At 71.1% G+C, this 25,717-nt stretch carries 22 protein-coding genes; 16 read left to right on the plus strand and 6 right to left on the minus strand.

Annotation, left to right across the window (positions count from 1 at the left end; all coding sequences use genetic code 11):
- The first annotated feature begins 21 nt into the window (after positions 1-21).
- Entirely contained in the window at positions 22-750 is a 729-nt protein-coding gene (locus ACQEV8_RS32025; RefSeq protein WP_432967102.1) for a glycoside hydrolase family 12 protein, read from the plus strand.
- A gap of 67 nt (positions 751-817) precedes the next feature.
- Here ACQEV8_RS32025 and ACQEV8_RS32030 read toward each other — a convergent pair whose 3' ends face one another.
- Complete coding sequence (locus ACQEV8_RS32030; RefSeq protein WP_432967104.1) at positions 818-2,860, minus strand: glycoside hydrolase family 31 protein; 2,043 nt, start codon at positions 2,858-2,860, stop codon at positions 818-820.
- Positions 2,861-2,978: 118 nt separating this feature from the next.
- Positions 2,979-3,992, minus strand: a complete 1,014-nt coding sequence (locus ACQEV8_RS32035; RefSeq protein WP_432967106.1) for a LacI family DNA-binding transcriptional regulator — start codon at positions 3,990-3,992, stop codon at positions 2,979-2,981.
- Positions 3,993-4,326: 334 nt separating this feature from the next.
- Between ACQEV8_RS32035 and ACQEV8_RS32040 the strand changes: the two genes are divergently transcribed.
- From ACQEV8_RS32040 to ispG, 4 genes are all read left to right on the plus strand, one after another.
- A complete protein-coding gene (locus ACQEV8_RS32040; protein ID WP_432967108.1) occupies positions 4,327-6,267 on the plus strand; it encodes an acyl-CoA dehydrogenase family protein in 1,941 nt (646 codons plus the stop codon).
- A gap of 96 nt (positions 6,268-6,363) precedes the next feature.
- Positions 6,364-7,620, plus strand: coding sequence for a 1-deoxy-D-xylulose-5-phosphate reductoisomerase (gene dxr, locus ACQEV8_RS32045; protein ID WP_432967110.1), 1,257 nt, complete (start codon positions 6,364-6,366; stop codon positions 7,618-7,620).
- A gap of 8 nt (positions 7,621-7,628) precedes the next feature.
- On the plus strand, positions 7,629-8,921 hold the full coding sequence (locus tag ACQEV8_RS32050) for a M50 family metallopeptidase (protein WP_432973150.1): 1,293 nt from the start codon (positions 7,629-7,631) through the stop codon (positions 8,919-8,921).
- 175 nt (positions 8,922-9,096) lie between these two features.
- Entirely contained in the window at positions 9,097-10,254 is a 1,158-nt protein-coding gene (gene ispG / locus ACQEV8_RS32055; protein WP_432967112.1) for a flavodoxin-dependent (E)-4-hydroxy-3-methylbut-2-enyl-diphosphate synthase, read from the plus strand.
- 160 nt (positions 10,255-10,414) lie between these two features.
- Here ispG and ACQEV8_RS32060 read toward each other — a convergent pair whose 3' ends face one another.
- Positions 10,415-10,672, minus strand: a complete 258-nt coding sequence (locus ACQEV8_RS32060; RefSeq protein WP_432967114.1) for a hypothetical protein — start codon at positions 10,670-10,672, stop codon at positions 10,415-10,417.
- 229 nt (positions 10,673-10,901) lie between these two features.
- Here ACQEV8_RS32060 and ACQEV8_RS32065 point away from each other — a divergent pair, with 229 nt between their 5' ends.
- The 4 genes from ACQEV8_RS32065 to ACQEV8_RS32080 all read left to right on the plus strand — a co-directional run bounded on the left by ACQEV8_RS32065 (position 10,902) and on the right by ACQEV8_RS32080 (position 16,273).
- Positions 10,902-12,974: a tetratricopeptide repeat protein gene (locus tag ACQEV8_RS32065; RefSeq protein ID WP_432967116.1), complete on the plus strand. Its 2,073-nt coding sequence runs from the start codon at positions 10,902-10,904 to the stop codon at positions 12,972-12,974.
- An 11-nt stretch (positions 12,975-12,985) separates the two neighbouring features.
- A complete protein-coding gene (locus ACQEV8_RS32070) occupies positions 12,986-13,834 on the plus strand; it encodes a GNAT family N-acetyltransferase (RefSeq protein ID WP_432967118.1) in 849 nt (282 codons plus the stop codon).
- A gap of 104 nt (positions 13,835-13,938) precedes the next feature.
- A complete protein-coding gene (locus ACQEV8_RS32075; RefSeq protein ID WP_432967120.1) occupies positions 13,939-14,469 on the plus strand; it encodes a GNAT family N-acetyltransferase in 531 nt (176 codons plus the stop codon).
- Between the two features lie 103 nt (positions 14,470-14,572).
- Positions 14,573-16,273 (plus strand): proline--tRNA ligase, encoded by a 1,701-nt coding sequence (locus tag ACQEV8_RS32080; protein WP_432967122.1) that lies wholly within the window; start codon positions 14,573-14,575, stop codon positions 16,271-16,273.
- Positions 16,274-16,315: 42 nt separating this feature from the next.
- Here ACQEV8_RS32080 and ACQEV8_RS32085 read toward each other — a convergent pair whose 3' ends face one another.
- The 3 genes from ACQEV8_RS32085 to ACQEV8_RS32095 are packed head-to-tail and all read right to left on the minus strand — an operon-like array spanning position 16,316 to position 18,251.
- Complete coding sequence (locus ACQEV8_RS32085) at positions 16,316-17,215, minus strand: aminoglycoside phosphotransferase family protein (protein WP_432967124.1); 900 nt, start codon at positions 17,213-17,215, stop codon at positions 16,316-16,318.
- 47 nt (positions 17,216-17,262) lie between these two features.
- A complete protein-coding gene (locus tag ACQEV8_RS32090; RefSeq protein WP_432967127.1) occupies positions 17,263-17,727 on the minus strand; it encodes a ferritin-like domain-containing protein in 465 nt (154 codons plus the stop codon).
- The gene (locus ACQEV8_RS32095; protein ID WP_432967129.1) at positions 17,724-18,251 is read right to left on the minus strand and encodes a hypothetical protein; all 528 of its coding nucleotides are present in this window, start codon (positions 18,249-18,251) and stop codon (positions 17,724-17,726) included. Before ACQEV8_RS32095 ends, ACQEV8_RS32090 begins: the two co-directional genes overlap by 4 nt.
- Before the next feature lie 205 nt (positions 18,252-18,456).
- Between ACQEV8_RS32095 and rimP the strand changes: the two genes are divergently transcribed.
- The 7 genes from rimP (at position 18,457) to truB (ending at position 25,591) form a co-directional block, all read left to right on the plus strand.
- On the plus strand, positions 18,457-18,954 hold the full coding sequence (gene rimP, locus ACQEV8_RS32100) for a ribosome maturation factor RimP (RefSeq protein WP_432967131.1): 498 nt from the start codon (positions 18,457-18,459) through the stop codon (positions 18,952-18,954).
- Positions 18,955-18,956: 2 nt separating this feature from the next.
- The gene (gene nusA / locus ACQEV8_RS32105) at positions 18,957-19,991 is read left to right on the plus strand and encodes a transcription termination factor NusA (protein ID WP_432967133.1); all 1,035 of its coding nucleotides are present in this window, start codon (positions 18,957-18,959) and stop codon (positions 19,989-19,991) included.
- Between the two features lie 102 nt (positions 19,992-20,093).
- The gene (locus ACQEV8_RS32110; protein WP_382496744.1) at positions 20,094-20,390 is read left to right on the plus strand and encodes a YlxR family protein; all 297 of its coding nucleotides are present in this window, start codon (positions 20,094-20,096) and stop codon (positions 20,388-20,390) included.
- A gap of 146 nt (positions 20,391-20,536) precedes the next feature.
- The gene (gene infB / locus ACQEV8_RS32115; RefSeq protein ID WP_432967136.1) at positions 20,537-23,605 is read left to right on the plus strand and encodes a translation initiation factor IF-2; all 3,069 of its coding nucleotides are present in this window, start codon (positions 20,537-20,539) and stop codon (positions 23,603-23,605) included.
- 293 nt (positions 23,606-23,898) lie between these two features.
- Entirely contained in the window at positions 23,899-24,192 is a 294-nt protein-coding gene (locus tag ACQEV8_RS32120; protein ID WP_184598380.1) for a DUF503 domain-containing protein, read from the plus strand.
- A gap of 44 nt (positions 24,193-24,236) precedes the next feature.
- Positions 24,237-24,689 carry a 30S ribosome-binding factor RbfA gene (rbfA, locus tag ACQEV8_RS32125; RefSeq protein WP_189728170.1) on the plus strand — a complete coding sequence of 151 codons (453 nt, stop codon included), beginning with the start codon at positions 24,237-24,239 and terminating at the stop codon, positions 24,687-24,689.
- Positions 24,686-25,591 (plus strand): tRNA pseudouridine(55) synthase TruB, encoded by a 906-nt coding sequence (truB, locus tag ACQEV8_RS32130; protein ID WP_432967138.1) that lies wholly within the window; start codon positions 24,686-24,688, stop codon positions 25,589-25,591. The genes rbfA and truB overlap by 4 nt, the downstream gene beginning before the upstream one ends.
- Positions 25,592-25,717 lie beyond the last annotated feature (126 nt).

Consider the following 25,717-nt stretch of genomic DNA (forward strand, 5'->3'; position numbering starts at 1 on the left):
CCCACCCCTGGAAGGGACCCCATGGCATCACGCACGCTCGGCAGGGTCACCAAGGCCCTGGTCGCCCCGGCCCTGGCACTCGGCGCGACGATCGCTCTCGCCTCCGCGCCGGCCTCCGCCGCCGTCTGGAACTCCTGCGACCAGTGGGGCAACACGAGCCTGAACGGCTACACGCTCTACAACAACATCTGGGGCGGCGGCGCCGGCGCCCAGTGCATCTGGGCCAACTCCGGCACCAACTGGGGCGTCAACGCCAACCACCCCAACACCGGTGGCATCAAGTCCTACCCGAACGCCAAGAAGGTGGTGAACAAGTCCATCACCTCGCTCGGGTCGCTCAACAGCAGCTACAACGTCACCGTCCCGTCCTCGGGCTCGTACAACACCTCGTACGACGTCTGGGACACGGACCACGACTACGAGATCATGCTCTGGGTCAACTACAACGGGGCCGTCGGCGCGCTCGGCAGCTACCAGGAGCGCGTCTCCGTCGGCGGCCACACCTGGGACGTCTACAAGGGCCGGGCCCAGCGGTCCGACGGCACCTACTGGGACGTCTTCTCGTTCCTGCGCACCTCCGACTCCACCTCCGGTTCCGTGCAGATCCTGCCCGTCCTGAAGTGGATCAAGGACACCAAGGGCTGGATGGGCAACGAGACCATCGGTGACGTCCAGTTCGGCTTCGAGATCACCTCGTCGTCCGGCGGCCTGGACTTCCGGGCCAACAGTATGAGCATCACCAGCAGCTGACCCGCGACGTGGCCGGGGCCGGCCGCACCCTCAGGTGCGGCCGGCCCCGGCCTTCCGCTTGTGGCGGCTACTCCGCCACCGGCAGCCGTGCCCCGTCCCGCAGGAACAGCGGGATCCGGTCCAGCGGGGCGTCGACCGTCACGGACCGGCCACCCTCGTACGTCTCACCCGTCCACGCGTCCGTCCAGAGAGCTCCCGCCGGCAGATACGCCGTACGGGCGGTCGCGCCGGCGGTCAGCACCGGGGCGACCAGCAGATCCGGGCCGAAGAGGTAGGAGTCGTCGACCGACCAAGTGGCCTGGTCGTCCGGGAACTCCAGGAACAGCGGCCGCATCACCGGCAGGCCCTCCTCATGGGCCGCGCGCATCACGTCCAGCACATACGGCTTCAGACGCTCACGCAGCCGCAGATACTTCTCCAGGACGGCCCCGGCCTCCTCGCCGTACGACCACACCTCGTTCGGGCCGCCGGTCATCTCCGGGCCCAACGGCATGCCCGGGTCGCGGAAGCCGTGCAGGCGCATCAGCGGGGACAGCGCGCCGAACTGGAACCAGCGCACCATCACCTCCCGGTACGCCGGGTCGTCCGGGTCGCCGCCGTGGAAGCCGCCGATGTCGGTGTTCCACCACGGGATGCCCGACAGGGCCGTGTTGAGGCCGGCCGCGATCTGGCGGCGCAGCGTCGGGAAGTCGGTGCCGATGTCACCCGACCACAGGGCGGCGCCGTAGCGCTGACTGCCCGCCCACGCCGAGCGGTTGAGGGTGACGATCTCCTCCTCGCCGGTCGCGAGCAGGCCCTCGTAGAAGGTCCGGGCGTTCTCGGCCGGGTAGGCGTTGCCGACCTCCAGGCCCGGGCCCGCCCAGTAGCGCAGGTTCTCCTGGAAGCCCGGCTTCAGCTCCGGCTCGCAGGCGTCCAGCCAGAACGCCGTGATGCCGTACGGGTCGAGGTAGTTCTCCTTCACCTTCGACCACACGAACTCCCGGGCGTCCGGGTTGGTGGCGTCGTAGAAGGCCACCTGGACCGTGGACGCCACCTCCTTGTCGGGCCAGTCGGCGTGCGCCATCGGGCCGTACTGGGTGCCGATGAAGTACCCGCGCTGCTCCATGACCGGGTGGTTCTCGCTCAGCGGCGACACCGAGGGCCAGACGCTCACCACCAGCTTGATGCCGAGTTCTTCCAGCTCACGCACCATGACGGCCGGGTCCGGCCACTCCTTGGGGTCGAACTTCCAGTCGCCGAGGTGCGTCCAGTGGAAGAAGTCACAGACGATCGCGGAGACGGGCAGACCGCGCCGCTTGTACTCCCTCGCCACCGCCATGAGTTCGTCCTGGGTGCGGTAGCGCAGCTTGCACTGCCAGAAGCCCGCCGCCCACTCCGGCAGCATCGGCGTCCGCCCGGTCACCGCGCTGTAGCGGCTCTGGGCGCCGGACGGATCGCCCGCCGTGATCCAGTAGTCGATCTGCCGGGCCGAGTCGGCGACCCACCGCGTGCCGTTGTGCGCCAGCTCCACGCGGCCGATCGCCGGGTTGTTCCACAGCAGCGTGTAACCCCGGCTTGAGGTGAGTACCGGGATGCCGACCTCGGCGTTGCGCTGGACCAGGTCCAGCACCAGGCCCTTCTGGTCGAGGCGCCCGTGCTGGTGCTGGCCGAGGCCGAACAGCTTCTCGTCGTCGTAGGCGGCGAAGCGCTGCTCCAGGCGGTGGTGGCCGTTGCCGACGGCCGTGTAGAGGCGGGAGCCGGGCCACCAGAAGTGGGCCCGGTCCTCGGAGAGGATCTCGGCGGAGTCCTCCGTCCGCAGGAAGCGGATCAGACCCTCGGCGTTCACCTCGACGGTGAGCGCGCCGACGGTCAGCTGTCCCCGGCCGTCCTCGACCTTCACCGTGGACGGCGTCGCGGGGGCCTCGTCGAGCAGCGCGCCCGGGAGCCCCTCGATGATCGGGCCGCCGAGCCGGGCACGCACCCGGACCGCGTCCGGACCCCACGGCTCGATCCGTACGGTCTCCTGGCGGCCGCTCCACTCCAGCGCGCCGTCCCGCTCGCGGAACGTGCCGACAGTGGGGGAGGACTGCGCGAGGCTCACCTGGGGCTGGGTTTCAGCAGGCTGATTCACGGGGCGGGCTCCTGTGCGGAAGCAGACATGGGGGTGCCCCGGAAGGGGCGCTGTTCGATGAGCGGGGCGTTGTTCGGAGAGGAGGGGCGCTGTTCAGTGAAGGGAAGGGAAGGGCCGATTACGGGCGGCTCGGCGCCGGCCCGGTGCTCGCCCGTACCGTCAGCTCGGGCGCGATCAGCACGACGTCGTCGCTACCGCGCCTCTCCAGCTTGGCGACCAGGTGTTCCACCGCGTGCCGGCCCATCTCCTGCGCGGGGATGGCGACCGACGTGAGCCGCACGGAGGCCTGCGTCGCGACCTGGTCGGGGCAGATCGCGACCACCGACACGTCCTCCGGCACGGCCCGGCCCTGCTGCCGCAGCAGCGCGAGCAGCGGCTCGACCGCCGACTCGTTCTGCACGATGATCCCGGAGGTGTCCGGGCGCTCGTCGAGGATCCGGGCGAGGGTCACGGCCATCGCGTCGTATCCGGCCTCGCACGGCCGGTGCAGCAGCCGCACGCCCAGCTCCCGGGCACGGGTCCGCAGCCCGTCGAGGGTGCGTTCGGCGAAGCCGGTGTGCCGCTCGTAGACGGCCGGGGCCTCGCCGATGACGGCGATGTCCTGGTGCCCCTGCTTCGCCAGGTGCTCCACACACAGCGCGCCCGTCGCCCGGAAGTCCAGATCGACGCAGGTCAGGCCGGAGGTGTCGGCGGGCAGCCCGATGAGCACGGACGGCTGGTCGGTCGCCCGCAGCAACGGCAGTCGTTCGTCGTCGAGCTCGACGTCCATCAGGATCATCCCGTCGGCGAGCCCGCTCCCGGCGACGCGGCGCACCGCGTCCGGCCCCTCCTCGCCGGTGAGCAGCAGCACGTCGTACCCGTGCGTGCGGGCGGAGGTCGCCACCGCGATGGCGATCTCCATCATCACGGGTACATACATGTCCGTGCGCAGCGGAATCATCAGCGCGATGATGTTCGACCTGCTGCTGGCCAGGGCGCGGGCTCCGGCGTTCGGGTGGTACCCGAGCTCGCGGATGCTCCGCTCGACCCGCTGCCGGGTGTTCGCGGAGATGGACCGCTTGCCGCTGAGGACATAGCTCACCGTGCTCGCCGAGACTCCGGCGTGCTGGGCGACCTCGGCGAGGGTGACCATCCAGCTCTCCAAGCTTTGTGAAGCGCTTCGACAATGCGCCTTGCTGATATGGGCGGGTGAGGGTGATTCGACAGTAGCTCCAGCAGGAGTACGTGTCCATAGGTTGTCGAAGCGCTTCGATACCGATTTCCCGGGACGAGTCAGCCTCCCGGGAGGCACCTCGATGCAACACCGTCCTCGGGTGCGCGACAAGTGCCGGGAGCGCTGCGCCCCCTTCGGCTGAACGGACGCGCGAGGACTGGTGGCGGCGTCCGGTTTCGGGTACGAACGATCCAGTAGCACTGGTCGGTAACGTACAGTCATCAATAACCCTAGTTGCGGCGAGGTGCCCCTCATGTCCGCTTCCATCACTCCCTCTTCCCGTCCCGCCGTCACCGAGCGGGAGGCCCGTGAGGTGGCGGAGGCCGCCCGGGAACAGCACTGGCGCAAGCCCAGCTTCGCCAAGGAGCTGTTCCTCGGCCGCTTCCGGCTCGACCTCATCCACCCCCACCCGCTCCCCGGCGACGAGGCGGTCCAGCGCGGCGAGGAGTTCCTCGCCAAGCTCCGCGACTTCGTCGAGACGAAGGTGGACGCGGCCGTCATCGAGCGCGACGCCAGGATCCCCGACGAGGTGATCGACGGTCTGAAGGAGCTCGGCGCCTTCGGCATGAAGATCGACACCAAGTACGGCGGGCTCGGGCTCGGGCAGGTGTACTACAACAAGGCGCTCTCCCTGGCCGGCTCGGCCAGCCCCGCGATCGGCGTGCTGCTCTCCGCGCACCAGTCGATCGGCGTGCCGCAGCCCCTGAAGCTGTTCGGGACGCAGGAGCAGCGCGAGCGCTTCCTGCCGCGCTGCGCCCGCACCGACATCAGCGCCTTCCTGCTCACCGAACCCGACGTCGGCTCCGACCCGGCCCGGCTCGCCACCACCGCGGTGCCCGAGGGCGACGACTACGTCCTCGACGGCGTGAAGCTGTGGACCACCAACGGCGTCGTCGCCGACCTGCTGGTCGTGATGGCCCGGGTGCCGAAGAGCGAGGGCCACCGCGGCGGCATCACCGCGTTCGTCGTCGAGACGAACTCGCCCGGTGTCACCGTCGAGAACCGCAACGCCTTCATGGGCCTGCGCGGCATCGAGAACGGTGTCACCCGCTTCCATCAGGTCCGCGTCCCCGCCGCCAACCGCGTCGGCGAGGAGGGCCAGGGCCTGAAGATCGCCCTGACCACGCTCAACACCGGGCGGCTCTCCCTGCCGGCCTCCTGCGTCGCGGCGGGCAAGTGGTGCCTGAAGATCGCCCGCGAGTGGACGGCGGTCCGCGAGCAGTGGGGCAAGCCCGTCGCGCACCACGAGGCGGTCGGCTCCAAGATCTCCTTCATCGCGGCCACCACCTTCGCCCTGGAGGCCGTGACGGACCTGGCCTCGCAGATGGCCGACGAGGACCGCAACGACATCCGCATCGAAGGCGCCCTCGCCAAGCTGTACGCCTCCGAGATGGCCTGGACGATGGCCGACGAACTCGTCCAGATCCGCGGCGGACGAGGCTTCGAGACGGCCGAGTCCCTCCGGGCCCGCGGCGAGCGCGGCGTCCCCGCCGAGCAGCTCCTGCGCGACCTGCGCATCAACCGCATCTTCGAGGGCTCCACGGAGATCATGCACCTGCTGATCGCCCGCGAGGCCGTCGACGCCCACCTCTCCGTCGCCGGCGACCTCATCGACCCGGAGAAGTCCCTGGGCGACAAGGCGAAGGCCGGCGCCAACGCGGGCGCCTTCTACGCCAAGTGGCTCCCCAAACTGGTCGCCGGACCAGGCCAGCTCCCCACCTCCTACGGCGACTTCAAACACGGCGTGGACCTCTCCGGGCACCTGCGCTACGTCGAGCGCACCTCCCGCAAGCTCGCCCGTTCCACCTTCTACGCCATGTCCCGCTGGCAGGGCCGGATGGAGTCCAAGCAGGGCTTCCTCGGCCGGATCGTCGACATCGGCGCCGAACTGTTCGCCATGAGCGCGGCGTGCGTACGGGCCGAACTCCTGCGCACCCAGGGCCAGAACGGCCGCGAGGCCTACCAGCTCGCCGACGTCTTCTGCCGCCAGGCCCGCATCCGGATCGAAGAGCTCTTCAACCGCCTGTGGACCAACACCGACGACCTCGACCGCAAGGTCGTCAAGGGCGTCCTATCCGGCACGTACGAGTGGCTGGAGCAGGGCATCATCGACCCCTCGGGCGACGGCCCCTGGATCGCGGAAGCGACACCGGGAGCCTCCCAGCGGGAGAACCTGCACCGCCCGATCCGGTAGACCCGGCCCTCCCAGGGGCGCGAACTGTCATGGCGCGCGCCCCTGGGAGGGGGATGCGCTGTCCTCACACACCACCCTTACGGCAACAATGGAGGAATGAGCGACAGTCCAGCCCCCCTCGCCGATCCACACCTGGTCTACGACCCCGTAGCGGGCGACGGCCCGAAGGACGTGGTGATCCTCGGCTCCACCGGGTCCATCGGCACGCAGGCCATCGACCTCGTGCTGCGCAACCCCGACCGCTTCCGGGTCACCGGCCTGTCCGCCAACGGCGGCCGGGTCGCGCTGCTCGCCGAGCAGGCGTACCGGCTGCGGGTGCCCACGGTCGCGGTCGCCCGCGAGGACGTCGTCCCGGCCCTGCGCGAGGCGCTCTCCGCGCAGTACGGCACGGGCGAGCCGCTCCCCGAGATCCTCGCAGGACCGGACGCGGCCACGCGGCTCGCGGCCTCCGACTGCCACACCGTCCTGAACGGCATCACCGGCTCCATCGGCCTCGCCCCGACCCTGGCCGCCCTGGAGGCGGGCCGCACCCTCGCGCTCGCCAACAAGGAGTCGCTCATCGTGGGCGGCCCGCTGGTCAAGGCCCTCGCCAAGCCCGGCCAGATCATCCCGGTCGACTCCGAGCACGCCGCCCTGTTCCAGGCCCTGGCCGCCGGCACCCGCGCCGACGTCCGCAAACTGGTCGTCACGGCCTCCGGCGGACCCTTCCGCGGCCGTACGAAGCGGGAACTGGCGAACGTCACCGTCGAGGACGCCCTCGCTCACCCCACCTGGGCGATGGGCCCGGTCATCACGATCAACTCCGCGACCCTCGTCAACAAGGGCCTGGAGGTCATCGAGGCCCACCTCCTCTACGACATTCCCTTCGACCGCATTGAGGTGGTCGTGCATCCGCAGTCGTATGTCCACTCGATGGTTGAGTTCACGGATGGATCGACACTGGCCCAGGCGACCCCGCCCGACATGCGCGGGCCCATCGCCATCGGCATCGGCTGGCCCGAGCGCGTCCCCGACGCGGCCCCCACCTTCGACTGGAGCAAGGCCTCGACCTGGGAGTTCTTCCCGCTCGACAACGAGGCCTTCCCCTCGGTGAACCTCGCCCGGCACGTCGGCGAACTCGCGGGCACCGCCCCCGCGGTGTTCAATGCGGCCAACGAGGAGTGCGTGGAGGCGTTCCGCCAGGGCGCGCTGCCCTTCAACGGCATCATGGAGACCGTCACCCGGGTCGTCGAGGAGCACGGCACCCCGCGTACGGGAACCTCACTCACCGTGTCGGACGTCCTCGAAGCGGAGACCTGGGCGCGGACCCGGGCCCGGGAACTGGCGGCACAGACGGCGGAGGCCCGTGCATGACGACCCTGATGTTCATCCTCGGCATAGTGATCTTCGTGGTCGGACTGCTGTTCTCGATCGCGTGGCACGAGCTGGGCCATCTGTCGACCGCCAAGCTGTTCGGCATCCGCGTGCCGCAGTACATGGTCGGCTTCGGCCCGACGATCTTCTCGCGCAAGAAGGGCGAGACCGAGTACGGGATCAAGGCCATCCCGTTCGGCGGCTACATCCGCATGATCGGCATGTTCCCGCCCGGCCCCGACGGCCGGCTCACCGCGCGCTCCACCTCCCCGTGGCGCGGCATGATCGAGGACGCCCGTACCGCCGCCTACGAGGAGCTCAGGCCGGGCGACGAGAACCGCCTGTTCTACACGCGCAAGCCCTGGAAGCGCGTGATCGTGATGTTCGCGGGCCCCTTCATGAACCTCGTTCTCGCCGTGGTGCTGTTCCTCTCCATCCTGATGGGCTTCGGCATCACCCAGCAGACGAACACCGTCAGCTCCGTCTCCCAGTGCGTCATCGCGCAGAGCGAGAACCGCGACAAGTGTGAGAAGGGCGACCCGGCCAGCCCGGCCGCCGCCGCCGGCCTGAAGGCGGGCGACAAGATCGTCTCCTTCAACGGCGTCAAGACCGACGACTGGAACAAGCTGTCCGACCTCATCCGCGCCACCCCCGGCCAGGAGGTGCCGATCGTCGTCGACCGCAAGGGCCAGGACATCACCCTGCAGGCGAAGATCGCCACCAACCAGGTCGCCAAGAAGGACTCGAGCGGGCAGATCGTCGAAGGCCAGTACGTCCAGGCCGGCTTCCTCGGCTTCAGCGCGGCCACCGGCGTGGTCAAGCAGGACTTCGGTGAGTCCGTGAGCTGGATGGGAGACCGGATCGGCGACGCCGTCGACTCCCTCGCCGCCCTCCCCGGCAAGATCCCGGCCCTGTGGAACGCGGCCTTCGACGGTGCGCCCCGTGAGGCCGACTCCCCGATGGGCGTGGTCGGAGCGGCCCGCGTCGGCGGCGAGATCTTCACCCTGGACATCCCGCCGACCCAGCAACTGGCCATGGCCCTCATGCTGGTCGCCGGCTTCAACCTCTCCCTGTTCCTGTTCAACATGCTCCCGCTGCTGCCGCTCGACGGCGGCCATGTCGCGGGCGCGCTCTGGGAGTCGCTGCGCCGCAACACCGCCAAGGTGCTGCGCCGGCCGGACCCGGGCCCCTTCGACGTGGCGAAGCTCATGCCCGTCGCCTACGTGGTCGCGGGGATCTTCGTCTGCTTCACGATCCTCGTCCTGATCGCGGACGTCGTTAACCCGGTGAGAATCTCCTAGTCATACGCGGTTCCGTGGCGGCCCGGCACTCCTCGTGCCGGGCCGCCTCCATGGGGCGCGATGCGGGGCGGGATGTGCCCGGCCCCAGCCATGTGCCGTAATCTCGAAGCGCGAAGCTCGGAGCCCGCCGCTCACGGGACCGGACCTTGATCCACGACTTGGGGTTGCACTGCAGATGACTGCGATTTCTCTCGGCATGCCGTCCGTACCGACCAAGCTCGCCGAGCGCCGGAAGAGCCGGCAGATCCAGGTCGGGACCGTGGCGGTCGGCGGAGACGCCCCCGTCTCGGTGCAGTCGATGACCACGACGCGTACGTCCGACATCGGTTCCACCCTCCAGCAGATCGCCGAGCTGACCGCCTCCGGCTGCCAGATCGTCCGCGTCGCCTGCCCGACGCAGGACGACGCCGACGCCCTGTCGACCATCGCCCGCAAGTCGCAGATCCCGGTCATCGCGGACATCCACTTCCAGCCGAAGTACGTCTTCGCCGCGATCGAGGCGGGCTGCGCGGCCGTCCGCGTCAACCCGGGCAACATCAAGCAGTTCGACGACAAGGTCAAGGAGATCGCCAAGGCGGCCCGGGACCACGGCACCCCGATCCGCATCGGCGTCAACGCGGGCTCCCTCGACCGGCGCCTCCTCCAGAAGTACGGCAAGGCGACCCCCGAGGCCCTGGTCGAGTCGGCCCTCTGGGAGGCGTCCCTCTTCGAGGAGCACGACTTCCGCGACATCAAGATCTCTGTCAAGCATAACGACCCGGTCGTCATGATCGAGGCCTACAAGCAGCTCGCCGCCCAGTGCGACTACCCGCTGCACCTCGGCGTGACGGAGGCGGGCCCGGCCTTCCAGGGCACCATCAAGTCGGCCGTCGCCTTCGGCGCGCTGCTCTCCCAGGGCATCGGCGACACGATCCGCGTCTCCCTGTCGGCACCCCCCGCCGAGGAGGTCAAGGTCGGCATCCAGATCCTGGAGTCCCTGAACCTCAAGGAGCGCGGCCTGGAGATCGTCTCCTGCCCCTCCTGCGGCCGCGCCCAGGTCGACGTCTACAAGCTCGCCGAAGAGGTCACGGCCGGCCTCACCGGCATGGAGGTCCCCCTCCGCGTCGCCGTCATGGGCTGCGTCGTCAACGGCCCCGGCGAGGCCCGTGAGGCCGACCTCGGCGTCGCCTCCGGCAACGGCAAGGGCCAGATCTTCGTCAAGGGCGAGGTCATCAAGACGGTCCCCGAGTCCAAGATCGTGGAAACCCTCATCGAGGAGGCCATGAAGCTGGCCGAGCAGATGGAGGCGGACGGCATCGCCTCGGGCGAACCGTCGGTGGCTGTGGCGGGCTGACCGACCCGCACCGCACCGACCGCACCGATCCGGTCCGGGAGGACCGCACGCCGCCTCCCGGCCGCACGCCGCCTTCCGGCCGCACGCCGCCTTCCGGCGGGCGCCGTCTCATGGCAGGTCGCGCGAGGGCGTGCCGGCCCCCGCCACCGCGCCCCTCCGGTCACCGTGAGCGATCTCCCGGCCCACCACGGCGGGGCCCGCCCCGGCGCACCCCGCGCGCACGGCGAGCCGTCAGCGCGCCGGAGTACGTGGTGAACAGCGACACCCGCGATGTGTCGTGCCGTACCCCGCGCAGGGCCCACCTGAAGCCCAGGAACAGCAGAACCTGCCGAAGCAGCACCGGCCCCGTGAGCACGATGAGGGCCAGGACGGCGACGACCGGTGAACCGTCCAGCAGACCGACGACGAAGTGAAACACGGCACCTCCCCAAACCGCCCGGCAGCACCACCGGGCACCTGAGACGAGTGCACCTCCCGAGCGCCCGGCCCGGGGAAATCCCGGACGTCCGGGAACGGCAGCCGGACCGGTCGATTCCGCTGGACGGCCCCGGACTCCCCGGACACCATGGACACCTGTCCCGGACAGGCTCCGTCGAGAGGGCACCGTGGAGACATGGCGGCAATTCCGGGCGGAGCTCGCCCGGCTCATGCGAGACGGCGACGTCACCGTCGCACAGGTGGTCAAGGCCACCAGGCCGGCCCGGGAAGCCCGCGGTCCGTCCTTCACCATCGGGCGCGAGACCCTCTACGGCTACCTGAGAGACCGTGAGGCGGGCGTCGGCAACGGCGACTGGACGACCGTCGAGGCGCTGCTGCGCTGCGTCGACTCCCTCGCCGGCGACAAGGGCCACGCCCTGGACGTCGACTACGCCCACTGGCAGGAGTCCTGGCAGAACCTCCGGGACCGCCAGGGAAACTCCGGCACCCGACCGGACAGGGACTTCGCCCCACGTCTTGCGGCCGACACCTGGATCGGCGGCTGGGACGGCGCCGCCGACGCCGTACTCGCCTACTCCTCGGCCCAGGAGTTCGTGGTCTGGGAGGCGGGGGAGGAACGGCTCGACGCGCTGGCACAGGCCGTCGCGAGGCTCGGCGCCGCCTGCGAACCCGAACTGGCGCGGGACGCGGCGGCACGGCTTGTCACCGGCGCCGAAGCGGAGTTGGGCGACACGAGCCCCAAGACCCTGGCCGCCCGGCACGCACTCGCGTTCTGGACCGGCCACACCCAGGACGTCCGCCGCGCCCTGGAGCTGACGACGGAGCTGCACGCCGACTGCCTGCATCATCTGGGGCCGCAGCACATCCTCACCCGGCTCGCCGCCCTGCGGGAGGCACTGTGGCTCGGCCACATGGGCCGCTGGCACGAGGCCAACCGCCTCTACGCCCAGACCGCCCACAGTGAAGCGGCGCTCCCCGACCGGGACCGGACCCTGTGGCTGCTCGCCCGCTGGGGCATGGCCCGCACCGGCGGCCGGTCGGGCAACTGGATCCACGCGCACACCGAACTCGCCCAGCTGCTGCCGGACATGATCGAGACGTTCGGACGGGCCGGGCCGGCCGCACTCGCCGCCCGCCACTCCCATGCCTGGGCCACCGCACGCGCGGGCCACCACGACGAGGCGTGCACGCTGCTCGGCCGGCTCGCCGACGAGACCGACACGGCCCTCGGCAGCGGCCACCCCACCAGCCTGCGCACCCGCATCTCGCTGGCCTACTGGGCCCATCGCTGCGGTTCGGCCGAGGAGGCCCTGGCCATGGCCACTGCCGTGCTCAAACGCAGCGAGGCACTGCTGGGCGCGGACCACCCCCTGAGCACGGAGGCCGCCGAAGTCGAGGCGCTGTGCCGCCTGGACACCGATCAGGGCACCGCCATCGACGACCTCCGGGACGTGGCGACCCGTCGGGAGCGGCATCTCGGCCGCACGCATCCCCACACGATGCAGGCCCTTTCGAACTACGCGGCGGTCCGGGCCACGATCGAAGGTCCCCTCCAGGTTCTCGACCTGTTCCGGGAGCTCGCCCGGGAGTCCGGCCAGGCCCTGGGCGAGGACCACCCCGAGACCCTCCGCGTCCGGATGAACCTGGCCATCGCCGCCTTGGAGACCGAGGGACCCGCCGCGGCCCAGTGGCGGTGTGCGCAGGTCGTCGCTTCGCTCCGCAGGGTTTTGGGGGACGAGCACCCCGAGACCGTCCTGGGCAGGGCGCTCCTCAAGGACATCGACCGCGAAGCGCCGCCGATCCGTGCCCGGGCCTCGTACAGAACCTATGGCGAGGCAGGAGGCGCCTCGAGTGATCGCGCCCTCAAGGTCGACATCACCCCCGTCACCTGGTCGCCCGGTCCCGACGCCCACCCCCCGACGGACGGAGACGCGGTCCTGCGTGTCGTCGCCGCGCTGCCGGTGAGTACGTGGAGCTACCGGGGCGAGGAGGGCGTACGGCACCTCGGCCCCATGGCCCAGGACTGGTACGCCGCGCTCGGGCTAGGGGCCGACGACCGGACCATCCACCCCATCGACGCCAACGGGGTCGCCGTCGTCGCCGTGCAGGCCCTGTACCGGATGGTGCACGGCCTCCAGGACGAGGTGAGTGAGCTCAGGAAGCGACTCGGCGACCGACCGCCCCGCGCCGGCGAATGCCCCACTGGTCACAGCACTGCGGGCGGGCGGCGCTCCCCAGCTCCGCCAGGTACAGTGCGGGGATCAGCCGACCCCAGTGTGTGAGGGCCCCGCACGTGTTGACGCAGACCACCTCACGGGTCCTCGAACCGAGCGACCTGGACGCCGCGCTCGCCGTACTCGACCGCGAGCCGGTCGCGAACGCCTTCGTGACGTCCAGGGTGCAGATCGCCGGCCTCGACCCGTGGCGGCTCGGCGGCGAGATGTGGGGCTGGTACGAGGACGGCATGCTGACGTCCCTGTGCTACGCGGGCGCCAACCTCGTCCCGATCTGCGCCGGCCCGCGCGCCGTCCGCGCCTTCGCCGACCGGGCCCGCCGGGCCGGCCGCCGCTGCTCCTCCATCGTCGGGCCCGCCGGGTCCACCGCAGACCTGTGGCGGCTGCTGGAACCCCAGTGGGGCCCGGCCCGCGACGTCCGCCGGCAGCAGCCGCTCATGGTCACCGACAACCTGCCGGCCGGCATCGCCCCGGACCCCTACGTCCGCCGCGTCCGCAAGGACGAGCTGGAAACGCTCATGCCGGCGTGTGTGGCGATGTTCACCGAGGAGGTCGGGATCTCCCCGCTCGCCGGCGACGGGGGCCTCCTCTACCAGGCCCGTGTCGCCGAACTCGTCGGCTCCGGCCGCGCGTTCGCCCGCTTCGACGCGGACGGCAAGGTCGTCTTCAAGGCGGAGATCGGCGCCGCGACGGACCGCGCCTGCCAGATCCAGGGCGTGTGGGTGGCCCCCGAGTACCGCGGCACGGGCCTGGCGGCCCCCGGCATGGCAGCCGTGCTTCGCTACGCCCTGGCCGACGTCGCCCCGGTGGTCAGCCTCTACGTGAACGACTTCAACACGGCGGCCCGCAGGACGTACCAACGGGTCGGCTTCCAAGAGGTCGGCGCTTTCATGAGCGTGCTCTTCTGACCGGGCGTGAGGGGGACGAGCCTCAGGGGCGCGGGGAACAGCGCGACCGGCCAAAGACAACCTGCGCCCGGCTGACAACCGAAACCCCCCTGTAGGCTCCCCGCATGGACCTCGTGATCGGCCCACTGGACCTCTCCGCCCACGTCGACGAGGCCCTGGCCGTCCAAGCGGTGGCCTTCGGCCTGGGCCCGGACGAGGTAGCCGTCCGCCGCCAGATCGTCCTCCGCCACATGACCTGCCCGGGGGCGAGGGCCCTCGGAGCCAAGGCCGACGGCACCCTCGTGGGTTTCGTCTACGGCATGCCCAACGACCGCACCCACTGGTGGTCCACCGTCGTGGAGCCCTACCTCAGAGCCAACCACCACGACCACTGGCTCGACGACTCCTTCGTGATCACCGAACTGCACGTCCACCCCGCCCACCAGAGCCGCGGCATCGGACGCACCCTGATCACCACCATCACCGACGGCGCCGCAGAACCCCGCTCGATCCTCTCCGCGATCGACACCGAGAGCCCCGCCCGCGCCCTCTACCGCTCCCTCGGCTACCAGGACCTGGCCCGCCAGGTCCTCTTCCCCAGTGCCCCGAAGCCGTACGCCGTGATGGGCGCCCCGCTGCCCCTGCGGCGCCCCTAACCGATTTCCACCGCCCCGCACCCCCCGGATAACCTCCTGCCATCACCCTCCCCACTCTCGACCGCGCTCGAGCGGGGGGACCCCCAGTAGCAGGAGCTAAACCATGGCGAACGTACCGGTCCAGCGCATGTCCCAGTTGATGGCGAAGACGTTGCGCGACGACCCGGCGGACGCCGAGGTCCTCAGCCACAAGCTCCTCGTCCGCGCCGGGTACGTGCGCCGTACCGCCGCCGGCATCTGGAGCTGGCTGCCGCTCGGCAAGCGGGTCCTCTCCAATGTGGAGCGCATCGTCCGCGAGGAGATGGACGCGATCGGCGCCCAGGAGGTCCTGCTCCCCGCCATCCTGCCCCGCGAGCCCTACGAGGCCACCGGCCGCTGGGAGGAGTACGGCCCCGAGCTGTTCCGGCTCCAGGACCGCAGGGGCGGCGACTACCTCCTCGGCCCCACCCACGAGGAGATCTTCACCCTGCTGGTGAAGGACCAGGCGTCCTCCTACAAGGACCTGCCGGTGATCCTCTACCAGATCCAGAACAAGTACCGCGACGAGGCCCGGCCCCGCGCGGGCATCCTGCGCGGCCGCGAGTTCCTGATGAAGGACTCCTACTCCTTCGACACCGAGGACGAGGGCCTCGCCCGGTCCTACGCGCTGCACCGCGAGGCCTACCAGAAGATCTTCGCCCGCCTCGGCCTCGACTACCGCATCTGCGCCGCCACCGCCGGCGCCATGGGCGGCTCCAAGTCCGAGGAGTTCCTCGCCCCGGCCGAGGCCGGCGAGGACACCTTCGCCGACTGCCCGAACTGCGACTTCGCCGCCAACACCGAGGCGATCACGTACGAGTTGAAGTCCGTCGACGCCTCCGGCGTCCCGGCCGCCGAGGACATCCCGACCCCCGACACCCCGACCATCGAGACCCTCGCCGCCTCCCTCGGCGTCCCGGCCTCCGCCACGCTGAAGAACCTCCTGGTCAAGGTCGACGGCGAGATCGTCGCCGTCGGCGTCCCCGGTGACCGCGAGGTCGACATGGGCAAGGTCGAGGCGCACTTCGCCCCGGCCACCGTCGAGCTGGTCACCGAGACGGACTTCGCGACCCGCCCCGACCTGGTCCGCGGCTACGTCGGACCGCGGGGCCTGGAGAAGGTCACCTACATCGCCGACCCGCGCGTGGCACCCGGCACGGCCTGGATCACCGGCGCCAACAAGGCCGGCACACACACGAAGAACCTCGTCGCGGGCCGCGACTTCGAGGTCGGCGAGTACGTCGACGTCGTGGTCGTGCAGGAAGGCGACCCCTGCCCGAAGTGCGGCACCGGCCTCGTCCTCGACCGAGCGATCGAGATCGGCCACATCTTCCAGCTGGGCCGCAAGTACACCGACGCCCTCAAGCTCGACGTCCTCGGCCAGAACGGCAAGCCGGTCCGCGTCACCATGGGCTCCTACGGCGTCGGCGTCTCCCGCGCGGTCGCCGCCCTCGCCGAGCAGAGCGCCGACGACAAGGGCCTGTGCTGGCCCGCCGAGGTCGCCCCGGCCGACGTCCACGTGGTCGCCGCCGGCAAGGCCCTGCAGACCGAACTGGCCCTCGACATCTCCCAGAAGCTGGCCGCGGCCGGTGTCCGCGTCCTGGTCGACGACCGCCCCGGTGTCTCCCCGGGCGTCAAGTTCACGGACTCCGAGCTGATCGGCGTACCGCAGATCCTGGTGGCTGGCCGGCGCGCGGCCGACGGCGTGGTGGAACTGAAGGACCGCCGCACCGGCGAGCGCGAGGAGCTGACGGTCGAGGAGGCCATCGCCCGGCTCACGGCCTGAGCCACTACCGAGCCCTGTGAGCGCCCCGGTCCTCCCGGGGGCTCACAGCCAGCTTGCGAACTCCAGCAGCAACTCCGCGTCCCGGGGCCGCCCGACCCGCCCCGCCCGCACACCGGACTCCACGGCCCGGAACAGCGTCCACCCGCGCAGCCGCTCCTGGTCCACGTCCAGGGACTCGGCCAGCCGTTTCACCCGGCGTCTGGTCGTGGCCGCGCCGGACGGCTGGGCGATCAGATCCTCCACCCGGTCGCGCACCAGCCGGGCCAGATCGAAGGCGCACTCGCCGACCACCGGGTCGGGGCCCACGGCCAGCCACGGCATCCGCTCCCCGGCGAGCACCTTGCTCTGCCGGAACGTGCCGTGCAGCAGCCGGTGTTCGGGCGGCGCGGCCAGCAGCTCCTCACGCGCCGCGAGCGCCAGGTCGACGAGCGGGGCCACCGCGGAATCGGCCCGTGCCCGCGCCCGCATCGCCTCGGCCTGCCGCCCGGTCCGCTCGGCCACGGTCTCGAAGGGGAAGCTGGCGGGCGGCTCCACCCACAGCCGCCGCATCGTCCCCGCTGCCTCCAGCAGTGCCTTCGCCTCCGGCAACGACCGCACCGACACGTCCGGATGCAGCCGCTCCAGCAGCAGCACACCCTCGGCCGTGAAGGGTTCCAGCAGCTGTACGGCGCCCAGGCCGCCCCAGTGCGCGAGTGCGGCCCGCTCCGCCTCCGGGCGGGCCCGGTCCGGCGCCAGCTTCAGTACGGCGGGCGTCCCGTCGGCCGTGCGCACCAGCACGACCAGGCTGCTGCGCCCGCCGGGCACCTGCACCCGGTCCACGGTCAACTCGCGTAGAGCGACGGCCCGCCGCGCCGCCTCGGGCAGCTTCTCCAGCCAGTCGTCACCGTCCGGTGCCGTCTCACCGAGCGCCCTGACCAGGCGCTTCGGCGGTTCGAAAACCATGCGCGAGTCGTTCCCTTCGTACTGTCCGCGATGCGTGCCCTACGGGGTCACGGCGTGGGCGCGGCCGCGGGCGGAGCCGTGTCCGCCCGCTCGGCGAGCCCAGGGAAGGCTACGCTCTCGCCGCGCCAGCGCACCGCCCGCACCGCGGCCTCCCGCAGCGCCTCGGCGGCCAGGACCCGCCGCCCGCCGCCCGCCGCGCGCACCAAGTCGGAGTAGACCCCGGCCACCCGGTCCTCCAGCTCGGCGGCGAGCCGCACGGCGGCCGCGGCGTCCGGTACCGGGAACGGCAGCGCGTATCCGGCGGCAGCGGCCGCGGGCCTGCCGCCCAGGTCCTTCACCTCGCGCGCCAGCGCATCCCTGCGCGCCCGGTGCGCGTCGTACGCCGTCCGTGCCTCGACGCGCTGCCCGTCGCCGATCCGCCCGCCGACGACGCCGTACCCGTACACCGCCGCGTGCTCGGCGGCCAGCGCCGCCTGGAGGGCCCGCAGCTCCTGGTCCTTCGAGTCGCTCACGCGTCCCCCTCCGTCAGCAGAAAGACGTGCGCCGCACCGGCGCCCGCCACCGAGGCCAGCAGCCGCGCCAGGTCGCCCTCCACTGCGACCAGTGCCTTGGCCCGCCGGTCGGCGAGGTCCCGCTCCGCCGCGGCGAGCACGGTGAGCGCGTCCCGGTCGTTCCCCGGCACAGGAGCGGCCGAGGGGGACGATGAAGCGGAGGAGACAGAAGGGGACGAAGACGGCTTCCGGCCGCCGCCGAACGCCCGCGCGTGCCGTACGACCTCCCCCCGCAGCGGCCGCAGCAGCTCCTCGAGCCCCGGGCGGGCGGCGATCACCGCGTCGTACCGCTCGACCAGTTCCTCGCTGTCCCGCGCCGCACGCGCGCGTGCCCTGCGGTCGGCGGCCGACGGGCCGTCGCCCGGGTCACCGGAGTCCTCGCCGCCGGCGGTGCAGCCGGCCAGGGCGAGGGCCGTCGAGCCGACGGCGAGCAGACTCCTCCTGCGCGGCCCCGAGCGGGCGCGCGGCGATGGGGAAAACGGCACTTCGGACGTCCTCGGGGGCTCGTACGAGAAAGAAGAGGCTGGCAGGGCTGCACGCCCGTGATCACGGTACCCGGGCCGTCGCCCGGGACCGGTCAGCGGCACCGTTCGTCACCGGGTGGACGGCAACACTCCCTGCGACCGGATACCCTTTGACCAGACACGCGCCCCATCCCACAACAGCACACGCGGCCGAGGAGTCACCCGGATGAGCACCACCCAGAGCGAGAGGCTGCGAGAACTACTGGAACCGCTCGTCAGCTCTCAGGGCCTGGACCTCGAAGAGATCGAAGTGGACTCCGTCGGACGCAAGCGGGTGCTGCGCGTGGTCGTCGACTCGGACACGGGCGCCGACCTGGACCAGATCGCCGATGTGAGCCGCGCGCTCTCGGCGAAGCTCGACGAGTCGGACGCGATGGGCGAGGGGGAGTACACCCTCGAGGTCGGCACCCCGGGCGCGGAGCGCCTCCTCACGGAACACCGGCACTACGTGCGCGCCCAGGACCGCCTGGTGAAGTTCCAGCTGGCGGACGGCGAGCTGGTCGCCAGGATCCTGAAGGTCGACGACGACGGTGTCGACACCGAGATCCCCGGGGTCAAGGGCCGCAAGCCCACCGCGCGCAGACTCGCCTTCGACGACATCGTCCGGGCGCGTGTCCAGGTCGAGTTCAGCCGCAAGGACAACAAGAAGGAAGAGGAGGCGTAGCCGTGGACATCGACATGAGCGCCCTGCGGGGCTTGGTTCGGGAGAAGGAGATCTCCTTCGACCTGCTGGTCGAGGCGATCGAGTCGGCCCTCCTCATCGCCTACCACCGCACCGAGGGAAGCCGCCGTCACGCGCGCGTGGAGCTCAACCGGCAGACCGGCCATGTGACCGTGTGGGCGAAGGAGGACCCCGACGACCTCGAGGAGGGCCAGGAGGCCCGCGAGTTCGACGACACCCCCACGGGCTTCGGCCGTATCGCCGCCACCACGGCCAAGCAGGTCATCCTGCAGCGCCTGCGCGACGCCGAGGACGACGCGACGCTCGGTGAGTACGCCGGCCGCGAGGGCGACATCGTCACCGGCGTGGTCCAGCAGGGCCGCGACCCGAAGAACGTGCTCGTCGACATCGGCAAGCTCGAGGCCATCCTGCCGGTGCAGGAGCAGGTGCCGGGGGAGTCCTACCAGCACGGCATGCGCCTGCGGTCGTACGTCGTCCGGGTGGCCAAGGGCGTCCGCGGCCCGTCCGTGACGCTGTCCCGTACGCACCCCAATCTGGTGAAGAAGCTGTTCGCCCTGGAGGTGCCGGAGATCGCCGACGGATCCGTGGAGATCTCCGCGATCGCCCGTGAGGCCGGTCACCGGACGAAGATCGCCGTCCGTTCCACCCGCTCCGGTCTGAACGCCAAGGGCGCCTGTATCGGCCCCATGGGCGGCCGGGTGCGCAATGTGATGGGCGAGCTGAACGGCGAGAAGATCGACATCGTCGACTGGTCGGAGGACCCGGCCGAGATGGTGGCGAACGCGCTCTCCCCGGCCCGGGTCTCCAAGGTGGAGATCGTGGACATGGCGACCCGGTCGGCCCGGGTGACCGTGCCCGACTACCAGCTCTCCCTGGCCATCGGCAAGGAAGGGCAGAACGCCCGGCTCGCGGCCCGGCTGACCGGCTGGCGGATCGACATCCGCCCGGACACGGAACCGGCCGGGAACGGCGCCAGGGACGGCTCCGGGGAAGGCTCCGGGGACAGCTCCGGGGAATAGATCCAAGCCGCGGGCCGTTCAGATCACGACAGGTTCATGCGCGGCAACTGTTCGAATCCTGCCCCAAAGGGGTCAGGCGCGTACGGGGAGGTAGACTTAACGGTGTCTGGCCGGACGCGCGTCCGCGCATGCCCTGAACGCACTTGTGTGGGGTGTCGGGAGCGAGCGGCCAAGGCCGATCTGTTGCGGATCGTGTTGATCAAGGACGCATGCGCCCCTGATCCTCGCGGTACGCTGCCCGGCCGGGGTGCGTACGTACACCCCGCCCAGATCTGTCTGGACCAGGCGGTACGCCGACGGGCGTTCACGAGGGCACTGCGCGCCCCGGGACCGCTCGACACAAAGGCGTTGCGCCGATACGTCGAGCAGACAACAGTTGCCGACCAGGCAACACGGTAAAGACGTGTCGCACGGAACACCGTGCGGCTTGGTACCTCGCGAGTCGAAAGCAGGTCGAGATTGCGATGAGCACTCGATGAGTACGCGATGAGTACGCCCATGAACTAGCGACGGTCCGGACGTAACCCGGACCTCAAAGGAGCGAAGTGGCTAAGGTCCGGGTCTACGAACTCGCCAAGGAGTTCGGTGTAGAGAGCAAGGTCGTCATGGCCAAGCTCCAGGAACTCGGTGAATTCGTCCGTTCGGCGTCTTCGACGATCGAAGCGCCCGTCGTACGCAAACTGACTGACGCCTTCCAGGGTGGTGGCAACGGCAAGTCCGCCGCGAAGCCCGCAGCCCCCAAGAAGGCCACCCCCCGTCCCGCCGCGCCCTCTCCGGCGCAGGCGGCCCGTCCGGCTGCCCCGAAGCCGCCGGCCGCACCCAAGCCCGCCGCGGCCCAGGAGCCGTCGGCCCCGTCAGCCCCGTCGGCCCCCGCGCCGGCCCCGGGTCCGCGTCCGACGCCGGGCCCCAAGCCCGCGCCGCGTCCGGCCCCGGCCGCGCCCGAGTTCACGGCGCCGCCCGCTGCGGCTCCGTCCCCGGCCGCGCCGAAGCCCAGCGGTGGTGGGCGCCCCGGCGCCCCCAAGCCCGGTGGTGGCCGCCCCTCCGGCGGTCCCGGCCAGGGCCAGGGCGGCCAGGGCCGTCCCGGCGGCGAGCGGGGCCCGCGTCCCGGTGCTCCGGCGCCGCGTCAGGGCGGTTCTCGTCCGTCCGGTCCGCGTCCGGGCAACAACCCCTTCACCTCCGGTGGCTCCACCGGCATGGCGCGCCCGCAGGCGCCCCGTCCGCAGGGTGGCCGTCCCGGCCCCGGCGGCCCGGGTGGCGGTCCCCGTCCCCAGGCGCCCGGCGCCCAGGGCGGCGGCGGTCCGCGTCCGCAGGCTCCGGGTGGCAACCGTCCGAGCCCGGGTTCGATGCCGCGTCCGCAGGGTGGCGGCCCGCGTCCCGGCGGTGGCTCGGCCGGTCCTCGTCCGAACCCCGGCATGATGCCGCAGCGTCCCGCTGCCGGCCCGCGTCCCGGCGGCGGTGGCCCCGGCGGCCGCGGTCCCGGTGGCGGCGGTCGTCCCGGTGGCGGCGGCGGTCGCCCGGGTGGCGGCGGCTTCGCGGGTCGTCCCGGTGGCGGTGGCGGCGGTTTCGCCGGTCGTCCGGGTGGTCCCGGTGGCGGTGGCGGCGGTTTCGCCGGTCGTCCGGGTGGTCCCGGCGGCGGCGGTCGTCCCGGCTTCGGCGGTCGTCCGGGTGGTCCCGGTGGCCGTGGTGGCACGCAGGGTGCCTTCGGCCGTCCCGGCGGTCCGGCGCGTCGTGGCCGCAAGTCGAAGCGGCAGAGGCGCCAGGAGTACGAGGCCATGCAGGCCCCGTCGGTCGGCGGTGTGATGCTGCCTCGCGGCAACGGCGAGACCGTTCGCCTGTCGCGCGGTGCTTCCCTCACCGACTTCGCGGAGAAGATCAACGCCAACCCGGCGTCGCTCGTCGCGGTCATGATGAACCTCGGCGAGATGGTCACGGCCACGCAGTCCGTCTCCGACGAGACGCTTCACCTCCTTGCCGGCGAGATGAACTACACGGTTCAGATCGTCAGCCCGGAGGAGGAGGACCGCGAGCTCCTCGAGTCCTTCGACATCGAGTTCGGCGAGGACGAGGGCGACGAGGAGGACCTGATGGTCCGCCCGCCCGTCGTCACCGTCATGGGTCACGTCGACCACGGTAAGACCCGGCTCCTCGACGCCATCCGCAAGACGAACGTCATCGCGGGCGAGGCCGGCGGCATCACCCAGCACATCGGTGCCTACCAGGTCGCGACCGAGGTCAACGAGGAAGACCGCAAGATCACCTTCATCGACACCCCGGGTCACGAGGCGTTCACCGCCATGCGTGCCCGTGGTGCGAGGTCGACCGACATCGCGATCCTGGTCGTCGCGGCCAACGACGGCGTCATGCCGCAGACGGTCGAGGCGCTCAACCACGCCAAGGCGGCCGAGGTCCCGATCGTCGTCGCGGTCAACAAGATCGACGTCGAGGGTGCCGACCCGACCAAGGTGCGCGGTCAGCTGACCGAGTACGGCCTGGTGGCCGAGGAGTACGGCGGCGACACCATGTTCGTCGACATCTCCGCCAAGCAGGGTCTGCACATCGACTCCCTCCTGGAGGCCGTGGTCCTCACGGCCGACGCCTCGCTCGACCTGCGGGCCAACCCGCACCAGGACGCGCAGGGCATCTCGATCGAGTCCCGTCTCGACCGCGGCCGCGGTGCCGTGTCGACGGTCCTCGTCCAGCGAGGCACGCTGCGGGTCGGCGACACCATGGTGGTCGGCGACGCGTACGGCCGAGTCCGGGCGATGCACGACGACAACGGCAACAGCGTTGCCGAGGCCGGTCCGTCGACGCCGGTTCAGGTCCTGGGCCTGACCAACGTCCCGGGTGCGGGCGACAACTTCCTGGTGGTCGACGAGGACCGTACGGCCCGTCAGATCGCCGAGAAGCGCGCCGCCCGTGAGCGGAACGCCGCGTTCGCCAAGCGCACGCGCCGCGTGTCGCTGGAGGACCTGGACAAGGTGCTGAAGGCCGGCGAGGTCCAGCAGCTGAACCTGATCATCAAGGGCGACGCTTCTGGTTCGGTCGAGGCGCTGGAGTCCTCCCTGCTCCAGCTGGACGTCGGCGAAGAGGTCGACATCCGCGTCCTGCACCGCGGCGTCGGTGCGGTCACGGAGTCCGACATCGACCTGGCGATGGGCTCCGACGCCATCGTGATCGGCTTCAACGTGCGCGCCGCCGGGCGTGCGCAGCAGATGGCCGAGCGCGAGGGTGTGGACGTCCGCTACTACTCGGTCATCTACCAGGCGATCGAGGAGATCGAGGCGGCCCTCAAGGGCATGCTCAAGCCGGAGTACGAAGAGGTCGAGCTCGGTACGGCGGAGATCCGCGAGGTCTTCAAGTCGTCCAAGCTGGGCAACATCGCGGGTGTTCTCATCCGCTCCGGCGAGGTCAAGCGGAACACCAAGGCCCGCCTGCTGCGCGACGGCAAGGTCGTCGCGGAGAGCCTCAACATCGAGGGCCTGCGTCGCTTCAAGGACGACGTCACCGAGATCCGCGAAGGGTTCGAGGGCGGTATCAACCTCGGCAACTTCAACGACATCAAGGTCGACGACGTCATCGCGACGTACGAGATGCGCGAGAAGCCGCGGGTGTGACCCACGGTTCCACCAACCGGCCGACGGGGCTTGCCCCGTCGGCCGGCTGGCCGTTGGCAAGCCGGTAGGGGTGCTGGGGCGAATCGCCGTGAGGGGTGCAGGGGACGCAGTCCCCGCCCGGGTCCGGGGCGGAGCCCCGGGAAGCACCTCGAACCCACCGCGTCGGGTGGCGGGTCGGCGGGCAAAGGAAACCCCGTCGAGCCACCGGCAGGTTCGCGGTACCGTTCTTGATGTCCCTGCCACCCGAATCCGCAGGGCCATCGATCCCGTACCGGCGGGTCATCCGGATACACATGTACGTGGGGACTCTGTCCTTCGACCTGCTCCTCGGCGACGTCCGGTCGCTGAAGGAGAAGCGCTCCGTCGTCCGCCCCATCGTCGCCGAGCTCCAGCGCAAGTACGCGGTGAGCGCGGCCGAGGTGGACCACATGGACCTCCACCGCAGGGCCGTCGTAGGCCTCGCGTTGGTGTCCGGCGACGCGGGGCACCTGAGTGAGGTGCTCGACCGGTGTGAACGGCTGGTCGCCGCCCGCCCCGAGGTGGAACTGCTGTCCGTCAGGCGGCGTTTCCACGGCGAAGACGACTGACGACCCGAGAACGACCCAGACAGGAAAGAACGGGAGACGGACCAGTGGCCGACAACGCGCGGGCTAAAAGGCTGGCGGACCTCATCCGAGAGGTGGTGGCCCAGAAGCTGCAGCGCGGGATCAAGGACCCGCGGCTCGGCTCGCACGTCACCATCACGGACACCCGGGTCACGGGTGACCTGCGGGAGGCGACCGTCTTCTACACCGTGTACGGAGACGACGAGGAGCGCAACGAGGCCGCCGCCGGCCTGGAGAGCGCCAAGGGCATCCTGCGCTCCGAGGTGGGCCGGGCCGCCGGTGTGAAGTTCACGCCGACCCTGACCTTCGTCATGGACGCCCTCCCCGACACGGCCCGCAACATCGAGGACCTCCTCGACAAGGCGCGCCAGTCCGACGAGAAGGTGCGCGAGGCCTCCGCCGGCGCGAAGTACGCCGGTGAAGCCGACCCGTACCGGAAGCCGGACGAGGACGACGAGACGGACGACACCGCCGAATGACCCAGAAGCACACCACGCCCGACGGCCTCGTCATCGTCGACAAGCCGTCGGGCTTCACCTCGCACGACGTCGTCGCCAAGATGCGCGGCATCGCCAGAACACGACGCGTCGGGCACGCCGGCACCCTCGACCCGATGGCGACGGGCGTCCTCGTCCTCGGCGTCGAGAAGGCGACCAAGCTCCTCGGCCACCTCGCGCTGACCGAGAAGGAGTACCTGGGCACCATCCGGCTCGGGCAGAACACCCTCACGGACGACGCCGAGGGGGAGCTCACCTCCTCCGCCGACGCCTCCGAGGTCACCCGCGACGCCATCGACGCCGGTGTCGCCAAGCTGACCGGCGACATCATGCAGGTGCCGTCCAAGGTCAGCGCCATCAAGATCAACGGGGTGCGGTCCTACAAGCGGGCCAGGGAGGGCGAGGAGTTCGACATCCCGGCCCGGCCCGTCACGGTCTCCTCCTTCGGCGTGTACGACGTCAGGGACGCCGTCGCCGAGGACGGCACGCCCGTACTCGACCTGGTCGTGTCGGTCGTCTGCTCCTCCGGTACGTACATCCGGGCCCTGGCCCGCGACCTGGGCGCCGACCTCGGTGTCGGTGGCCATCTCACCGCCCTGCGCCGTACCCGCGTCGGCCCCTACAAGCTGGACGCGGCCCGCACGCTCGACCAGCACCAGCAGGAGCTGGCGGTGATGCCGATCGCCGAGGCCGCGACGGCCGCCTTCCCGCGCTGGGACGTCGACGCCCGGCGGGCCAAGCTGCTCACCAACGGCGTACGGCTGGAGATGCCCGACGAGTACGCGGGCTCCGGCGCCGTCGCCGTCTTCGACCCGGAGGGCCGCTTCCTCGCCCTCGTCGAGCAGGAACGGGGCAAGGCCAAGAGCCTGGCCGTCTTCGGCTGACGGGCGGGACCGGGGGACCGGTGTCCGCCCGTGGAGCGGCGACCACGGGGTACCTCCACTGTCGCCGCTCCACGGTCCCCCCTCGGTTCCCCCACCCCTAGGGTGTATCCAGCCGTCCCCGTCGAT

This window comes from Streptomyces sp. CA-179760 (assembly GCF_050937045.1).
In the GTDB taxonomy this organism is placed as follows: Bacteria; Actinomycetota; Actinomycetes; order Streptomycetales; family Streptomycetaceae; genus Streptomyces.

What these genes read in the sequence shown, in the direction of transcription:
- ACQEV8_RS32035 (WP_432967106.1), bottom strand. Translation starts at nt 3,992, where the DNA reads ATGGTCACCCTCGCCGAGGTCGCCCAGCACGCCGGAGTCTCGGCGAGC.
- ACQEV8_RS32050 (WP_432973150.1), top strand. Translation starts at nt 7,629, where the DNA reads ATGTTCATCCTCGGCATAGTGATCTTCGTGGTCGGACTGCTGTTCTCG.
- ACQEV8_RS32065 (WP_432967116.1), top strand. Translation starts at nt 10,902, where the DNA reads ATGCGAGACGGCGACGTCACCGTCGCACAGGTGGTCAAGGCCACCAGG.
- ACQEV8_RS32075 (WP_432967120.1), top strand. Translation starts at nt 13,939, where the DNA reads ATGGACCTCGTGATCGGCCCACTGGACCTCTCCGCCCACGTCGACGAG.
- truB (WP_432967138.1), top strand. Translation starts at nt 24,686, where the DNA reads ATGACCCAGAAGCACACCACGCCCGACGGCCTCGTCATCGTCGACAAG.
- ACQEV8_RS32120 (WP_184598380.1), top strand. Translation starts at nt 23,899, where the DNA reads ATGTACGTGGGGACTCTGTCCTTCGACCTGCTCCTCGGCGACGTCCGG.
- ACQEV8_RS32025 (WP_432967102.1), top strand. Translation starts at nt 22, where the DNA reads ATGGCATCACGCACGCTCGGCAGGGTCACCAAGGCCCTGGTCGCCCCG.
- ACQEV8_RS32040 (WP_432967108.1), top strand. Translation starts at nt 4,327, where the DNA reads ATGTCCGCTTCCATCACTCCCTCTTCCCGTCCCGCCGTCACCGAGCGG.
- ACQEV8_RS32080 (WP_432967122.1), top strand. Translation starts at nt 14,573, where the DNA reads ATGGCGAACGTACCGGTCCAGCGCATGTCCCAGTTGATGGCGAAGACG.
- ispG (WP_432967112.1), top strand. Translation starts at nt 9,097, where the DNA reads ATGACTGCGATTTCTCTCGGCATGCCGTCCGTACCGACCAAGCTCGCC.
- dxr (WP_432967110.1), top strand. Translation starts at nt 6,364, where the DNA reads ATGAGCGACAGTCCAGCCCCCCTCGCCGATCCACACCTGGTCTACGAC.
- rimP (WP_432967131.1), top strand. Translation starts at nt 18,457, where the DNA reads ATGAGCACCACCCAGAGCGAGAGGCTGCGAGAACTACTGGAACCGCTC.
- ACQEV8_RS32085 (WP_432967124.1), bottom strand. Translation starts at nt 17,215, where the DNA reads ATGGTTTTCGAACCGCCGAAGCGCCTGGTCAGGGCGCTCGGTGAGACG.